14 protein-coding genes are annotated in these 15,832 nt (G+C 37.2%); 4 read left to right on the top strand and 10 right to left on the bottom strand.

What is annotated here, in order from left to right:
• The first annotated feature begins 302 nt into the window (after nucleotides 1-302).
• From LNP19_RS02100 to LNP19_RS02090, 3 genes are all read left to right on the top strand, one after another.
• Nucleotides 303-1,442, top strand: coding sequence for an acyl-CoA dehydrogenase family protein (locus LNP19_RS02100; RefSeq protein ID WP_230063130.1), 1,140 nt, complete (start codon nucleotides 303-305; stop codon nucleotides 1,440-1,442).
• A 149-nt stretch (nucleotides 1,443-1,591) separates the two neighbouring features.
• A complete protein-coding gene (locus LNP19_RS02095) occupies nucleotides 1,592-2,269 on the top strand; it encodes an SDR family NAD(P)-dependent oxidoreductase (protein ID WP_230063129.1) in 678 nt (225 codons plus the stop codon).
• Nucleotides 2,270-2,334: 65 nt separating this feature from the next.
• Nucleotides 2,335-2,934 carry a SprT-like domain-containing protein gene (locus LNP19_RS02090; RefSeq protein WP_230063128.1) on the top strand — a complete coding sequence of 200 codons (600 nt, stop codon included), beginning with the start codon at nucleotides 2,335-2,337 and terminating at the stop codon, nucleotides 2,932-2,934.
• 25 nt (nucleotides 2,935-2,959) lie between these two features.
• Here LNP19_RS02090 and LNP19_RS02085 read toward each other — a convergent pair whose 3' ends face one another.
• From LNP19_RS02085 to gcvP, 6 genes are all read right to left on the bottom strand, one after another.
• On the bottom strand, nucleotides 2,960-3,721 hold the full coding sequence (locus LNP19_RS02085) for an ABC transporter ATP-binding protein (RefSeq protein WP_230063127.1): 762 nt from the start codon (nucleotides 3,719-3,721) through the stop codon (nucleotides 2,960-2,962).
• The gene (locus LNP19_RS02080; RefSeq protein WP_230063126.1) at nucleotides 3,718-4,467 is read right to left on the bottom strand and encodes an MlaE family ABC transporter permease; all 750 of its coding nucleotides are present in this window, start codon (nucleotides 4,465-4,467) and stop codon (nucleotides 3,718-3,720) included. Before LNP19_RS02080 ends, LNP19_RS02085 begins: the two co-directional genes overlap by 4 nt.
• 68 nt (nucleotides 4,468-4,535) lie before the next feature.
• Nucleotides 4,536-5,384: a glycosyltransferase family 2 protein gene (locus tag LNP19_RS02075; protein WP_230063125.1), complete on the bottom strand. Its 849-nt coding sequence runs from the start codon at nucleotides 5,382-5,384 to the stop codon at nucleotides 4,536-4,538.
• Nucleotides 5,384-5,908: a class I SAM-dependent methyltransferase gene (locus LNP19_RS02070; protein WP_230063124.1), complete on the bottom strand. Its 525-nt coding sequence runs from the start codon at nucleotides 5,906-5,908 to the stop codon at nucleotides 5,384-5,386. Before LNP19_RS02070 ends, LNP19_RS02075 begins: the two co-directional genes overlap by 1 nt.
• A gap of 150 nt (nucleotides 5,909-6,058) precedes the next feature.
• Nucleotides 6,059-7,117 carry a 3-oxoacyl-ACP synthase III family protein gene (locus tag LNP19_RS02065; protein ID WP_230063123.1) on the bottom strand — a complete coding sequence of 353 codons (1,059 nt, stop codon included), beginning with the start codon at nucleotides 7,115-7,117 and terminating at the stop codon, nucleotides 6,059-6,061.
• Between the two features lie 324 nt (nucleotides 7,118-7,441).
• Complete coding sequence (gene gcvP, locus LNP19_RS02060; protein ID WP_230063122.1) at nucleotides 7,442-10,291, bottom strand: aminomethyl-transferring glycine dehydrogenase; 2,850 nt, start codon at nucleotides 10,289-10,291, stop codon at nucleotides 7,442-7,444.
• 138 nt (nucleotides 10,292-10,429) lie between these two features.
• Here gcvP and LNP19_RS02055 point away from each other — a divergent pair, with 138 nt between their 5' ends.
• Nucleotides 10,430-11,242, top strand: a complete 813-nt coding sequence (locus LNP19_RS02055; protein ID WP_230063121.1) for a UbiA prenyltransferase family protein — start codon at nucleotides 10,430-10,432, stop codon at nucleotides 11,240-11,242.
• Nucleotides 11,243-11,310: 68 nt separating this feature from the next.
• Here LNP19_RS02055 and LNP19_RS02050 read toward each other — a convergent pair whose 3' ends face one another.
• From LNP19_RS02050 to LNP19_RS02035, 4 genes are all read right to left on the bottom strand, one after another.
• Nucleotides 11,311-13,338, bottom strand: a complete 2,028-nt coding sequence (locus tag LNP19_RS02050) for a M3 family metallopeptidase (protein WP_230063120.1) — start codon at nucleotides 13,336-13,338, stop codon at nucleotides 11,311-11,313.
• Between the two features lie 99 nt (nucleotides 13,339-13,437).
• Nucleotides 13,438-13,923: a 5-(carboxyamino)imidazole ribonucleotide mutase gene (gene purE, locus LNP19_RS02045; protein ID WP_230063119.1), complete on the bottom strand. Its 486-nt coding sequence runs from the start codon at nucleotides 13,921-13,923 to the stop codon at nucleotides 13,438-13,440.
• 77 nt (nucleotides 13,924-14,000) lie between these two features.
• Nucleotides 14,001-15,158 carry a 5-(carboxyamino)imidazole ribonucleotide synthase gene (locus LNP19_RS02040; RefSeq protein ID WP_230063118.1) on the bottom strand — a complete coding sequence of 386 codons (1,158 nt, stop codon included), beginning with the start codon at nucleotides 15,156-15,158 and terminating at the stop codon, nucleotides 14,001-14,003.
• A 55-nt stretch (nucleotides 15,159-15,213) separates the two neighbouring features.
• Nucleotides 15,214-15,756 carry a hypothetical protein gene (locus LNP19_RS02035; protein WP_230063117.1) on the bottom strand — a complete coding sequence of 181 codons (543 nt, stop codon included), beginning with the start codon at nucleotides 15,754-15,756 and terminating at the stop codon, nucleotides 15,214-15,216.
• Nucleotides 15,757-15,832 lie beyond the last annotated feature (76 nt).

Raw genomic sequence — 15,832 nt, 5'->3', positions numbered from 1 at the left:
TTGGATTAATGAGATTAAGCGAAGATCCTTACATGTTAACGATAACGATATAGTATAATGATTTTGTTGTATTAAATTCATAAACTGAAATTGGTAATATCATAAAAAAAAAGTATTTTTGGAGACATTTTTTGAATAAAAACAGAGTTAACTTGAGTATTGCAAGACAATATTTAATTTTAAAGTAAAAACTAAGCTAGTAATTTGAGCTCCCATGCCATGGGTTTAACCAATTGTTTTTGATGAATTTTGTTTTTGTTTGAAGAGTTGTAGTTTTAATAGTATAAAATATAGATACAAATATGGATTTTAATCTAACTGAGGAGCAGTTGATGATACAACAGGCTGCTAGAGATTTTGCTCAAAATGAATTGTTGCCGGGAGTGATAGAAAGGGATGAGCATTCTAAATTTCCAACGGAGCAAATAAAAAAAATGGCTGAACTTGGATTTTTAGGAATGATGGTTGATCCTAAATATGGCGGTTCAGGATTGGACAGCGTTTCTTATGTTTTGGCGATGACCGAAATTGCTAAAATAGATGCTTCGGCTGCCGTGGTAATGTCGGTAAACAATTCATTAGTTTGTGCCGGTCTGGAAAAATATTGTAATGAAGAGCAAAAAATGAAGTATTTAGTTCCTTTAGCTCAAGGAGATGTTATTGGTGCTTTTTGTTTGTCAGAGCCGGAAGCCGGTTCTGATGCCACTTCTCAAAAAACGACTGCAATTGACAAAGGAGATCATTATTTATTGAATGGTACCAAAAACTGGATTACAAACGGAGCTAGTGCATCTACTTATATTGTTATTGCACAAACGGATATCGAGAAAGGGCATAAGGGAATTAATGCGTTTATCGTTGAAAAAGGATGGGCAGGTTTTGATATTGGTCCAAAAGAAAAGAAAATGGGAATTCGCGGATCAGATACGCATTCTCTAATGTTTACTGATGTAAAAGTGCCAAAAGAAAATAGAATCGGAGCCGATGGTTTCGGATTTAATTTTGCAATGGCAGTGCTAAACGGCGGAAGAATCGGAATTGCTTCTCAAGCTCTAGGGATTGCTACTGGTGCTTATGAGTTGGCTTTGAAATATTCCCAAGAGCGAAAAGCTTTTGGAAAGGAAATTTTCAAACATCAGGCAATTGCTTTCAAACTGGCTGATATGGCAACTCAAATTACAGCTGCCAAAATGTTGTGTTTTAAAGCGGCTTTTGAAAAAGATGCCGGAATGGATATCTCTCAATCTGGAGCAATGGCAAAATTGTTTGCCTCGCAAACAGCTATGGATACGACGATTGAAGCGGTGCAAATTCACGGAGGTAACGGCTATGTAGCCGAATATCATGTAGAGCGTATGATGCGTGATGCGAAAATTACCCAGATTTATGAAGGAACATCCGAAATACAGCGTATCGTAATTTCAAGAACGTTGATCTCATAACGGATATAAAATATAGTTTTACCGAAAGTCCAATCTCAAAATTTGAGTTTGGGCTTTTTTTTGCGATGGATTGCCGATTTGTTTTTCAAATGAAAACAATCCTTGAGTTTTGATTGTAGTTTTTTAAGGCTTTTGTTTATTTTTGCTTTATGAAAAATATCATTGTAACAGGAACGAGTAGAGGAATTGGTTTTGAATTGGCATTGCAATTTGCAAACGCAGGACATCAGGTTTTGGCAATTTCAAGAAAAACGCCTCAAGCCTTAATAGATCATGAGAATATCAGCTGTTTGTCAGTAGATTTATCTGACGAATCGGATTTGGAAAAAGTTCAAAACTTCCTTTCCACTTCATGGAAGAGCGTCGATGCGATTGTGCATAATGCAGGGAGTTTAATTTGCCAACCCTTTGAAACCTTGACCCAAACTGATTTTGAAAATGTTTACAAAGTGAATGTTTTTGGAGTGGCTAATTTGACCCGTCTTTGTATTCCTTATTTGCAAAAAGGAAGTCATGTGGTGACAATCAGTTCGATGGGAGGAATTCAAGGAAGCCTTAAATTTGCAGGATTGGCGGCCTATAGTTCCAGTAAAGGAGCTGTGATTACACTTTCGGAATTATTGGCAGAAGAATACAAAGTACGCGGCATTGCTTTCAATGTTTTGGCTTTGGGAGCGGTTCAAACAGAAATGCTTCAAGAAGCTTTCCCGGGCTATCAAGCGTCAATTTCGGCCGAAGGTATGGCGAATTATATTTTTGATTTTACACTGAATGGGAATAAATATTTCAACGGAAAAGTATTGCAGGTTTCAACTACGAATCCATAAATAATTATGACTGAAAGTATCTTCAAATAGGAAACTCATTACTCATTACTCATAATTTACAACTCTTGAGCGAAACCTTAGCTAAATATATTCCGGATCATGCAGTCAAGCCCGCCTTTGAGCTGATTGTCACTCATAGGGTGCATTTAAAAATAGTTAACGAACGCGCTACTCGTCATGGTGATTATCGAAAAGCCATGAACGGAAAACATGAAATTACCGTAAACGGGAGTTTGAATAAGTACCGCTTCTTGATTACGCTCATTCATGAAATAGCCCATTTAGTAGCTTTCGAAAAGTTTGGACGAAACATCAAACCGCATGGTAACGAATGGAAATATACCTTTCAGCAATTGATGGTTCCTTATATTCGTCCGGAGATTTTCCCCGGTCATTTATTGCCTTTACTGGCAAGACATTTCAGGAATCCTAGTGCTAGCAGTGATACCGATACTACTTTGTCTTTAGCTTTGAAGCAATTTGATGCCCAAAATGACAAAAACTACATCTTTGAGATTCCTTATGATAGCGTTTTTAGAATACAAAACGGTAAAATTTTCAAAAAAGGAGCTCTTCGAATAAAAAGATACGAATGTGTCGAAATCAATTCGGGACGCATGTATCTTTTTAATCCCAATGCTGAGGTGGAGTTGTTGCCAAGCTAATTTTTTTAAAAGCTAGGAAAATTTATTACTCCTTTAAATAAGCTTCTCTTACTTTTTTGAACAAATTAGAAGAATAAACAAAGTCAACAACGGCTTCGTTATCCGTTCTGAAAATTTCTTCTTTGGTTCCTTCCCAAGCTTTTAGACCGTTTTTTAGAAATAAAATCTTATCTCCAATTTCCATAACCGAGTTCATGTCGTGAGTGTTTATCACGGTGGTGATATTGTACTCTTCGGTGATTTCTTTGATCAAATTATCGATCAATATGGCCGTATTAGGGTCTAATCCGGAATTAGGTTCGTCACAAAATAAATATTTCGGATTGTTTACAATGGCGCGGGCAATCGCCACACGTTTTTGCATTCCTCCAGAAATCTCCGAAGGTAATTTTTTATGCGCGTCGATAAGATTCACTCTTTTGAGCACAAAATCTACTCGATCTTGAACCTTGGCTTTGTCGTCATTGGTAAACATTTTCAACGGGAAAGCTACATTTTCGGCCACCGTCATAGAGTCGAATAGGGCACTTCCTTGAAAAACCATTCCTATTTCGGTTCGGAGTTCTCTCTTTTCGTCAGGATCTAATTCAGAATAGATTCTGCCGTCAAAAGAGATGGTACCGGATTCTGGCGTATGAATGCCTAAGAGACTTTTGAGCATCACTGTTTTACCCGAACCACTTTGTCCAATAATTAAATTGGTTTTCCCAGTTTCAAAAATGGTCGAAACACCTTTAAGGATTTTGCTGTCTCCAAATGATTTTTCTACGTTTTTTACTTCTATCATGATCCTAGTAACAACTGAGTTAATATATAATTGAAAAGAATGATGGAAACCGATGTCCAAACAAAGGAAACGGTACTGGCTTTACCTACTTCGAGTGCGCCGCCTTTCATGTAATAGCCATGAAAAGAAGGAATTGTCGCCAAAAGCATGGCAAATATTAAAGTTTTGATAAAGGCATAAACAATATGAAACGGAATAAATTCCATTTGGGCACCATTGATAAATTCGGCACTGGAAGTAAATCCGCCATATACGCCAGCCATCCAACCTCCTAAAACACCTAGAAACATACTTATTCCTATGACAAAAGGATAAAGCAATAAGGCGATAATTTTAGGGAATACTAGATAATTCAATGAGTTAACTCCCATAACTTCTAAGGCATCAATTTGCTCTGTAACACGCATGGTTCCTATACTTGATGTGATGAAGGAGCCCATTTTTCCAGCCATAATTACTGAAATAAATGTTGGGGCAAATTCTAATATTACTGATTGACGTGTAGCAAAACCAATAAGGTATTTTGGAATCAAAGGATTAGTGAGATTTAATGCTGTTTGAATGGCAACAACTCCTCCAACAAAGAAGGAAATGAAACAAACAATACCAAGAGAATCAATAATTAAATCATCGATTTCCTTGAAGATAAGTTTTTTCATCACCGACCATTTGGTCTGTTTGTTGAAAATTTCTTTGAGCATCAGGAAATATCTTCCTATCTGCGTTATATATCGAATGAGCATCATAGTTTTGCGAATATGGGCTAAATTACAAAAATAGTTATCAGTTATGAATTATGAGTTGTGAGTTTTCCTTAGAAAAGCTTCTCTTTCATTTTTTTTAGACGGTAGTTTCGGATAAATTTAGCTTGGTCTTTGGTCACTAAAAGAGGTGTTTTAGCTGATTTGGCTTTCCAGAATCCTTTTATGTAATCAAAAAAAAGCAGCGGTTTCTTTTTCATCATTGCCAGTTTTGCCGAGGCGATTGCAGTGATTAAAAATCCGTAACCCAAGGTGTAAAAAGCCTCGCCTTGTTTATAGCGTGCCGTTTTGTTGTAATTGGCTCCGGTAGGTTTTAAATGTTTTACTTTTAAAGAAGCATCGGTAACTACTTTCCAATTGTAGAATTTACAAAGCAATTCGTCAACCGTGTCCCAACCCATTTGAGGTTTTAAACCTCCAATTTGTTTGAAAGTTTCTTTTCGGTAGGCTTTCAAAGCTCCGCGAATATGATCTTTATCGGTTAGATTTTCTAAAATCCATTCGCCGTTTTTCTCGATATAACAAAATCCGCCAACCATACCAATTGAATCGTCTGACTTAAAGTGCTTGATAATGGTTTCAAAATAATTATTCGGAAAAATCAAGTCGGCATCAATTTTTACAATTAGGTCATAATTGTCATCCAAGGTTTCAAAACCTTTTTGGAAAGCTTGAATCACTTTGCTTCCTGGTAAATGGATCGCTTCAGAAGTTTTATTCACTAAGGTAATAAACGGATTCTCTTTGGCGAAAGCCTGAACAATTTCGGCAGTTTTGTCGGTGGAATTATCATTAACAACCACAACTTTACTTGGTAAAACAGTTTGTTCTATCAGCGATTGTAAAGTGAGCGAAATGAGCTTTTCTTCGTTGTGAGAAGGAATAACGATATAATAATTCATTATTTTATTTTTTCGGCATAAACAATGTAATACCTATTGGTGAAATAACGCAATAAAGGGCGAAAACCGATTTTCTTGACTGGGTGAGTAAATTTTTCTTTGGCGACAATTTTCCATCCTGTTTTTTCGAGCAGCCAGTCCAGTTGCCAGTCTTCAAATTCATGGTAGTGTCTGTCCCACATATCCGTTTTGCTTCTATAGGCAGAGGAAAACCACAATCGCAACGGAATGGAAATAAAAAGTTTGTCCGATTTTATTTCGTTCAAAATAGTGTACGGATTCAGTAAATGTTCGAAGATTTCAAAAGCGGTAACAACATCTGACTTTTCGGTTGAAAATACAGATTGGTCAATGTCTAAATCTTCTCCGCTGGTATTTTTAACAGAGAAACCTTCGGCTTTCATGATTTTAGAAAAAGGGTTTTCTACGCCTAAGTCTAAAATAGTATTCTCTGTTGAAATGTGTTTGTTTAAAAATTCTAAAGTGTGTTTGAATCTTTTATTGGGAAACGTTTTTTCGTACATTTTTTTACTGATATAATAAGGATGCAAAGGTACAAAGATATATTTCTTCTTTTGCAGTTTTTTATTGTAGATAGAAATGAAAAGTCCACAGTAAAAAAATAATTTTGACTGTGGACTTTTTGACTGTGAATTTTCAGAATTATGTTTGAATTAATATCTGTAAATAAAGGCATTAATGTTCATTCCTGCGCCAACAGAAGCAAATAACAGAATGTCTCCTTTATTGATTTTTTGATCTTTTATTTCGCCTCTAACTAATAAATCAAATAGGGTAGGTACCGTAGCCACACTGCTGTTTCCTAGCTCGTGAATACACATGGGCATAATATCTTGCGGAACCGGTTTGTCGTGCAATTTGTAAAAGCGTTGAATGATTGCTTCATCCATTTTTTCATTGGCTTGGTGAATCAGAATTTTTTTAACATCATCAATGGCAATGCCGCTTTTCTCCAGACAACTTTTCATTGCCGTAGGAACGTTACTTAAAGCAAATTCATAAATTTTTCGACCATGCATTTTTATATAACGTGTATCTGGGTCTAAGTCCGTATTGTATGATTTTCCAAAAAATAAATAATTCGCTTCGTCCATGGCATAAGTTGCACTTTCATAGGAAAGTAAACCAGCTTCATCATCCGATGCTTCTACAATGGCAGCACCAGCACCATCAGAATAAATCATGGAATCTCTATCATGATCGTCAACGACTCTGGATAAGGTTTCGGAGCCAATAACCAAACAACGCTTGGCCATTCCGGATTTGATAAAAGCATTTGCTTGTAAAACGCCTTCAATCCAGCCGGGACATCCAAAAAGGATATCGTAGGCAACGCATTTTGGGTTTTTTATCTGTAATTTATTTTTTACACGTGTCGCTAAACTTGGTAGCATGTCAGATTGGGTTGTTCCGCATTTGACATCACCAAAATTGTGTGCAAAAATAATATAGTCTATAGTTTCAGGGTCAATAGCCGCATTTTCTATTGCTTTTTTTGACGCCAAATAGGCCAGGTCAGAGGAGTTTAAGTCGTCTTCGGCATAACGTCTGCGTTCAATTCCGGTTATACTTTTAAATTTTTTGATGACCACTTCATTCGGATAGCCAAAAGGAGTGCCATCTTCATTCAAAAAAACGTGATCTCCAAAATCTGTATTGCTTACTTTTTTCTCAGGAATATAACTTCCTATTCCAGTTATTTTTATTTTCATCGGTTTGTTTTCCAAAAAATTTAGGCTAATGTAAAGATAAAAAAATAATTACAGCCATCTTATTTACTATGCATGCATATAATTATGAGATAGTGCATTTTTAGCTAAATTACTGATAATTTTTTAATGGATTAGCCCGATCTGTTTAATTTATTTTCAACATCATTCGAATTGTCAATGAGGACAATTTAGATAAAAAATGTAGTGTAGCTAGGGCTAGGATTAATTTTTTAGAAACAAGTAGAGGTGATTCAGTATATAGATAATAGAAAAAGCCTCGTCATTATACAACGACGAGGCTTTTCTGTATTTATTTGAAAAGATTTAACTTTCCATGTAAGCTTCAATTGGAGCGCAAGAGCAGATAAGATTTCTGTCTCCGTAAGCATCGTCTACACGACGTACAGATGGCCAGAATTTATTGTCTGAGATATAGTCCAATGGGAAAGCTGCAGTTTCTCTAGAGTAAGGGAAGTTCCAAACATCAGCAGTAAGCATCGCTTGTGTGTGAGGAGCATTTTTCAATGGGTTGTTTTTGTCGTCTGCACTAGCTGTCTCAATTTCTTTTCTGATAGAGATCATAGCATCACAGAAACGGTCTAATTCAGCTAAATCTTCAGATTCAGTTGGCTCAACCATCAAAGTTCCGGCAACCGGGAACGATACTGTTGGAGCGTGGAAACCGTAATCCATCAAACGCTTAGCGATATCACCAACTTCAATTCCGTTTTCTTTGAATGAGCGACAATCCAAGATCATTTCGTGAGCAGCTCTTCCGCACTCTCCAGAATACAATACCGGATAGTGTTTTTCTAAACGTGCTTTCATGTAGTTTGCATTCAAGATCGCATGTTCAGTAGCTGATTTTAATCCTTCGGCACCCAACATAGTGATGTAGCCGTAAGAAATCAAACATACCAAAGCAGATCCGTAAGGAGCAGAAGAAATAGCAGTGATTGCATGTTCTCCACCTACATTCAATACAGGATTAGTTGGCAAGAAAGGAGCTAATTTTTCGTTCACACAGATTGGTCCAACACCAGGTCCACCACCACCGTGCGGGATAGCGAAAGTTTTGTGAAGGTTCAAGTGGCAAACGTCAGCACCAATAGTTGCCGGGTTAGTCAAACCTACCTGAGCATTCATGTTGGCTCCGTCCATGTAAACTAATCCTCCGTTATCGTGGATCAACTGCGTGATTTCGATGATAGAAGACTCGTAAACTCCGTGAGTAGAAGGGTAAGTTACCATCAAACAAGACAAATCGTCTTTGTGCTCGATCGCTCTGGCTCTTAAATCCTCAACGTCAATGTTTCCTTCAGGAGTTGTTTTTGTAACAACGATTTTCATTCCCGCCATAGCAGCAGAAGCAGGGTTTGTTCCGTGTGCCGATGAAGGAATTAAACATACGTTTCTGTGGTTGTCACCGCGAGATAAGTGGTAAGCACGGATAGCCATCAAACCAGCATATTCACCTTGAGCACCAGAGTTTGGTTGCAATGTAGTTGCTGCAAAACCAGTAACAACGTTTAATTGTTGCTCTAATTTTTTAAGCATCGTGATGTAACCTTCAGCCTGTTCAATTGGAGCAAACGGGTGAATGCTGTTCCAGTTTGGCATAGACAAAGGTAACATTTCAGAAGCTGCGTTCAGTTTCATTGTACAAGAACCCAATGAAATCATAGAGTGGTTCAATGATAAATCTTTACGCTCTAATTTTTTGATATAACGCATCAATTGGCTTTCAGAACGGTGAGTGTTGAAAACGTCGTAAGTCAAGAAAGAAGATTTTCTTTCTAATGATGCAGGGATATTTGTAGTTGAAGTCAGTTCAGAAACTGTGAAAGCTTCTTTAGCTGTAGCTTCAGCGAAAATTGCGATGATTTGGTTGATGTCAGAAACAGAAGTAGTTTCGTTTAACGAAATTGAAATTGTATCCGCATCAACATAGAAGAAGTTTACTTCATTTCTCTCAGCGATAGCTTTTACTTTAGCAGCATCAGCTTTTACACAGATAGTATCGAAGAAAGCAGTGTTAGTTTGGAAAACTCCCAATTTGTTCAAAGCCTCGGCAGTAGTTACTGCACTTGCGTGAACTTTATTTGCTATGTATTTCAAACCGTCCGGTCCGTGGTAAACTGCGTACATACCGGCCATAACTGCCAATAAAACTTGAGCAGTACAGATGTTTGAAGTCGCTTTTTCACGTTTGATGTGTTGCTCACGAGTTCCCAAAGCCATACGTAAGGCGCGGTTACCGTTAACATCGATAGATACCCCGATAATTCTTCCCGGCATAGAACGTTTGTATTCTTCTTTAGTAGCAAAGAAAGCAGCGTGAGGACCACCGTAACCCATTGGTACACCAAAACGTTGAGTTGTTCCTACTACTACAGCAGCACCCATTTCTCCCGGAGAAGTCAAAGTAGCCAAAGATAAAATGTCGGCAGCAACAGCCACTTTAATTTCGTTTTCTTTTGCTTTAGCGATAAAACCAGCGTAGTCGTTTACCTGACCGTATTTCCCTGGATACTGAAGAATTGCTCCAAAGAATTCAGTAGAAAAATCAAAAGTTTCGTGATTTCCAACAACCAATTCAATTCCTACCGGAGTAGAACGAGTTTGTAATACCGATAAAGTTTGAGGTAAAATTTCTTCAGAAACGAAGAATTTGTTGATGTTGTTTTTCTTTTGGTCACGAGTACGAACGTCAAACAATAAAGCCATCGCTTCGGCAGCTGCAGTTCCTTCGTCAAGAAGAGACGCATTAGCAATTTCCATTCCTGTCAGTTCAATAACAGTAGTTTGAAAATTCAATATCGCTTCCAGACGCCCTTGAGCAATCTCCGCCTGATAAGGTGTGTAAGCCGTGTACCATCCCGGATTTTCAAAAACATTTCTTTGAATTACTGCAGGAACAATCGTTGGGTGATACCCTAAACCGATATATGATTTGAAAACTTTATTTTTTTTACCCAATTCCTGAATATGATTCGCATATTCATATTCCGTCATTGCTGGATCTAAATTCAGAGGTGCTTTTAATCGAATGTCATCTGGAAGTGTTTCGTAGATGAGCTGTTCAATTGATTCAACTCCAATAGTTTGTAACATATTTTGAAGGTCGTTCTCTCTTGGACCAATATGTCTTAAAGCAAAAGCATCTGTTTTCATGTAAGTATAGTAAAGTTGTGTTTTTTTAGTGGTGCAAAATTAAGTATTATTAATAATTTAAACGGTTTTTTGACCCTGATTTTTCATCAATTTTCAAACTAAATGATGAGTTTGTCCACAATTGATTAATTTTGTTTAATGATTCGTTTTAAGCAAGTGTTTGATTTTTATATCAGGAGCAGCATTCATGTGGCTTTGTCAGTTTATGCCTTAGTACGAATGACTCATTTTATGTTTCGTCTTCCTGCCGACGAACCCATGGCTAACTTTGCTTTTCTAGGAACAATTGTCGGTTATAATTTTGTAAAGTATGATGCTTTGGTTAGGGTCAAAAAAAAGCAAATGAGGAATGAACTTAAATTAATTGCATTGTTGAGCTTCTTTTCATTGGTAGGAGTAAGTTATTATTTTTTTCAATTGCAATTTGTAACCCAAATGGTTTCTGTTGCTTTTTTAGTCTTAACCTTGTTGTATACCTTGCCTTTTTTCCCCAATAGAAAGAATGCCAGAAATTGGGCCGGCGTAAAAATCTATATCGTGTCTTTATGCTGGGTTGGAGTTACGCTGGCGTTGCCTTTGGTTAATGCACATGCTGATCTTGGGGCTGATTTTTATCTCAAGTGCATTCAACGTTTTATATTGATTTTTGTTTTGATCCTCATTTTTGAAATTCTAGATTTGGCCAATGATGATCCGCATTTGAAAACCGTTCCTCAACAAATTGGAGCAAAGCGAACTAAAGCTTTAGGTTTGTTATTGTTGCTTCCTTTTTATTTTTTAGAGTTTTTAAAAACTAATTTTATCGAAAAGCAGCTAATCGTGAACTTGGTTCTTGTGGTTGCCATTTCTTCTTTTTTGCTTTTTGCCAATGAAAAAAGATCCAAATATTATACTTCTTTTTGGGTAGAAAGTATTCCCATTTTTTGGTGGCTGATGGTGGTTTTCTTTTGATAAAAAAAAAACCGAAGCATTGCTACCTCGGTTTCTAAATGTCTAACATTCTATGAATTCTAAAGATCTTAAACCAATCCTGCTCTTTTTAATAAAGCATCTGGACTTGGTTCATGACCTCTGAATCGTTTGTAGAGTACCATCGGATGTTCCGTTCCTCCTTTAGAAAGGATGTTGTCTTTGAATTTATCGGCAACTTCTCTGTCAAAAATTCCTTTTTCTTTAAAAAATTCAAAGGCATCAGCATCGAGGACTTCGGCCCATTTGTAGCTGTAATAACCGGAGGAATAACCACCTTGAAAAATGTGTGAAAAGCTAGTGCTCATAGCATTTTCTGCCACCTCAGGATACAATTGCGTTTGGGCGAATTGTTCCGTTTCAAAAGATTTAATGTCTTTTATGTTTGAAGGATCTTGTGCGTGCCATCCCATGTCCAGTAATCCAAAACTCAACTGGCGCATCGTTGCCATTCCTTCCTGAAAATTAGCACTTTCCTTGATTTTTTGTACCAGTTCAATCGGAATCATTTCGTCAGTTTGGTAATGGTAAGCGAATAAAGCCAAAGCTTCCGGCTCGTAACACCAGTTTTCCATAATTTGGCTTGGCAATTCGACAAAATCCCAATAAACCGAAGTTCCGGATAAACTTGGGTAAGTGGTATTGGCCAACATGCCATGTAAAGCGTGGCCAAATTCATGAAACAAAGTAGTCACTTCATTAAATGTCAAAAGCGATGGTTTGGTTTCGGTAGGTTTTGTGAAATTACACACGATAGAAATATGTGGTCTTTCGTTAATTCCGCCTTTTACAAATTGCGATTTGTACGAAGTCATCCAAGCACCATTTCGTTTTCCTTTTCTTGGAAAAAAATCGGCATAAAAAACAGCAACCAGATTATTATCAATGTCTTTTACTTCATAAGTGGTAACTTCTTCGTGGTATTTGTCAATTTCAAAACTTTCTTCAAAACTGAGTCCGTATAATTTTTGAGCGGTGGTAAAAGCGCCATCCAAAACTTTTTCGAGTTGGAAATATGGTTTTAGTTTTTCATCGTCCAAATTGAATAATTCCTGTTTCAATTTCTCCGAATAATAAGCGCCGTCCCATTTTTCTAATTGGTCTATTCCATCTAGTTTTTTGGCGAAAGCCGTCAACTCGGCAAATTCTTTAAGAGCTGCCGGTTTTGCTTTGGCTAATAAATCATTTTCGAAAGTCAGTACTTTTTCAGGATTTTCGGCCATGCGTTCTTCGAGAACAAAATCAGCGTGGGTTTTATAACCCAAAAGTTGGGCGCGGTCAAAACGAAGTTGGGCAATTTTGAGCACGTTTTCCTGGTTGTCGAATTCGTTATTTTGAAAACCTTTGGCGCCAAAAGCAATAGCCATTTTTTTGCGCAACTCGCGATTATCCGCATAAGTGACAAAGGGAACGTAGCTAGGGTAATCCAGAGTGAAAATCCAACCGTTTTTTTCTTGGCTTTTAGCCAAAGAACGAGCCGCCTCTATGGTTCCTTCCGGCAAACCTGATAAGTCTTTTTCATCCGTAAGATGCAATTGAAAAGCTTGGGTTTCGGCCAATACATTTTCGCCAAACTTCAAACTTGTTTTGGATAATTCTTTGTCTATTTCGCGAAGTTTTGCCTTTTTGTCTTCGGCTAAGTTGGCACCGTTTCGGGAAAAACTTTTGTATTTTTCCTCTAATAAGGTAGTTTGTTCCGGGTTGAGGTTTAAAGTTGCTTTTTGCTCGTAAACGGCTTTCACTTTTGCAAACAATTCAGCGTTAAGTCGCACATCATTGCCAAATTCAGACAACAAAGGTGAAACTTCCTGTGCTATTTTCTGAATTTCGTCATTGGTTTCTGCCGAATTCAGATTAAAAAAAATACTTGAAATTCGATCCAAGGTATAACCGCTGAAATCCAAAGCTTCAATGGTGTTTTCGAATGTAGGTGCTTCCGGATTGTTTGCAATGGCATCAATTTCGGCTTTAGCCAATGCGATTGCTTCTATAAATGCAGGAAGGTAATCTTCGTTTTTTATTTTCGAAAAAGGAGCCGTATTGTATTTTGTAACGAATGCTGTTGTTAAGATATTCATTGTCTGATGTGATTTTAAATCATTAAGGAGTTTAGAGAATTAAGTGATGCTAATTTTCTAAACTCCTTAATGGGTTTTAATTTCTAAATGTTTAATACTTTATTTTTTAAGCAAACTTTCAGAAGCAATTATTACTGCGTCTTTGAGTCCTAATTTATATTGTATCATTTTGTCTAAAATAACCTTGTCGTGACTTCCAATGATTTGGGCAGCTAAGATTCCGGCATTTTTGGCTCCGTTTAACGCAACTGTTGCAACGGGAACGCCACCGGGCATTTGTAAAATTGACAAGACACTGTCCCAGCCATCGATGGAATTACTTGATTTTACCGGTACTCCAATTACAGGAAGTGGCGACATGGAGGCGACCATTCCCGGTAAATGTGCTGCTCCGCCGGCTCCGGCAATAATTACCGAAATACCGCGAGTGTGGGCGTTTTGACTGAAATCGAACAATTTTTCGGGCGTTCTGTGTGCCGATACAATGTCGACTTCGGTTTCTATATCAAATCCTTTTAGGATGTCTATGGCTTCTTGCATTACGGGCATATCAGATATGCTTCCCATGATTACGGCTACTTTCATTTTGTTTAAAGTTTAAGTTTAAGGTTTAAAAGTTTAAAGTTATCCAATGACAACTGAAAACTGCAACTGACCACTGCTTACTGACCACTGATTACTCTTATCGTGTTTTTTACGTCTTCTGCAATTCGTCTTGCTTCTGCAATATCAGAATTTACGATGGTTACATGTCCCATTTTTCTGAAAGGGCGCGTTTGCTTTTTGCCATAAATATGTGGCGTAACACCATTCCAACCTAATATTTTTTCGATATTTTCATAAACTACGTCGCCGGAAAAACCTTCTTCACCGACTAAATTTACCATAATTCCGGCCACCTTACTTTCAGTATTTCCTAAAGGTAAATCAAGGATGGCGCGCAAATGATTTTCGAATTGGGAAGTGTAACTGGCTTCAATGGAATAATGTCCGGAATTGTGCGGACGCGGTGCAACTTCGTTGATCAGGATTTCGTCGCCTTCTGTTTGGAACATTTCAACAGCAAGAAGTCCAACATGATTGAATTTTTCGGAAACTTTTAAGGCGATGGCTCTTGCTTTTTCGGCTACGTGATCATCAATACGAGCAGGACAAATCACATATTCGACTTGGTTTGCTTCGGGATGAAACTCCATTTCTACAACTGGGTAGGTTTTCATATCGCCAGAAGGATTGCGGCAAACGATAACTGCCAATTCATTTTTGAACGGAACCATTTCTTCGGCAATGCATTCTACATTGGCTAAATTGTCTAAATCAGAGACCTGTCTGATGACTTTTACGCCATTTCCATCGTACCCAAATTCGGTGCATTTCCATACAAAAGGCAATTCGATCTTAGATTCAAGAATGGCCAAGACTAAGCTTTTGATGTCTTTGAATCGTTTGTAGTTTGCTGTTGGAATAGCGTGTTCTGTATAAAAATCCTTTTGGGTGCCTTTATTTTGAATTAATTTCAACGTTTTAGGCGAAGGATAGACCTTCAAACCTTCGTTTTCTAATTTTTCTAAGGCTTCAAGATTCACCAGTTCAATTTCGAAAGTCAAAACGTCGACCAGTTTTCCAAAATTGTAAACGGTTTCAAAGTCCATCAAATCTCCTTTGAAGAATTGATTGCAGGCAATTTTGCAAGGCGCTTCATCGCTCGGGTCCAAAACATAGGTTTGTATGTCAAATTTTCTGGTGTCAAACAAAAGCATTTTACCCAATTGTCCACCGCCTAGAATTCCTAATTTAAAATCAGAAGAAAAATAATTCATGTGTTGAAAGTTTATGAAAAGCAAAGATACTTTATAATGCTTTAATAGGGAAATGCTATTTTATTTTCTTTAAAATTTCCCGCGTAACCGCCTTGTAAGCTGCCGAATATTTGGTGTAATCATCTTCTACTATTCTCTTTAATTCGGGGTAAATCCAGTCTTGGTTCTTGCCTAATTCAAATAAGGTACGAATGGAATATGCTTTTGTAGCCACTTTTACATTTTCTAGGATTAGCCAGTCCAAACAAGATTCGGTGATTTTATTCTCTTGGTTTGGAGACAAAGAAATGCTTTTGGTTAGAAAAAGACAGATTTTTGAAAGAGATCTAAGAGCTCCAAGATTAGTTATCGCAGGAAGGTTGTCGCAGAAAATGCTTAGAAATGGGACTAATAAGTGAGGTTTTTTTTCTAAGACCAATTCAAGAATCCAACAGGCTTTATAGTGATCTTTTTTCTTTGAATTTAAAGCATAGTAAACTAGTTCTGGAAATAATTGAGGATTGTCAAATATGTATTGTGAATTCTCTTCTCTACTTTTCCTATAAGCACTGCTGTTCGCTATTTTTTGATCTAGGTTTTGAGCCATTCCTTTTGTCATTACGATTTAAAAATACAAATTAATGACTAATTGACAATTGTAAAAAGTGAATTCTGTATCTTTGGCAATTATTTTA

It is taken from the genome of Flavobacterium acetivorans, assembly GCF_020911885.1.
Lineage (GTDB): Bacteria > Bacteroidota > Bacteroidia > Flavobacteriales > Flavobacteriaceae > Flavobacterium > Flavobacterium acetivorans.
The sequence above is the reverse complement of the archived record's forward strand: the minus strand, read 5'-3'. Positions and strand labels throughout refer to the sequence as shown.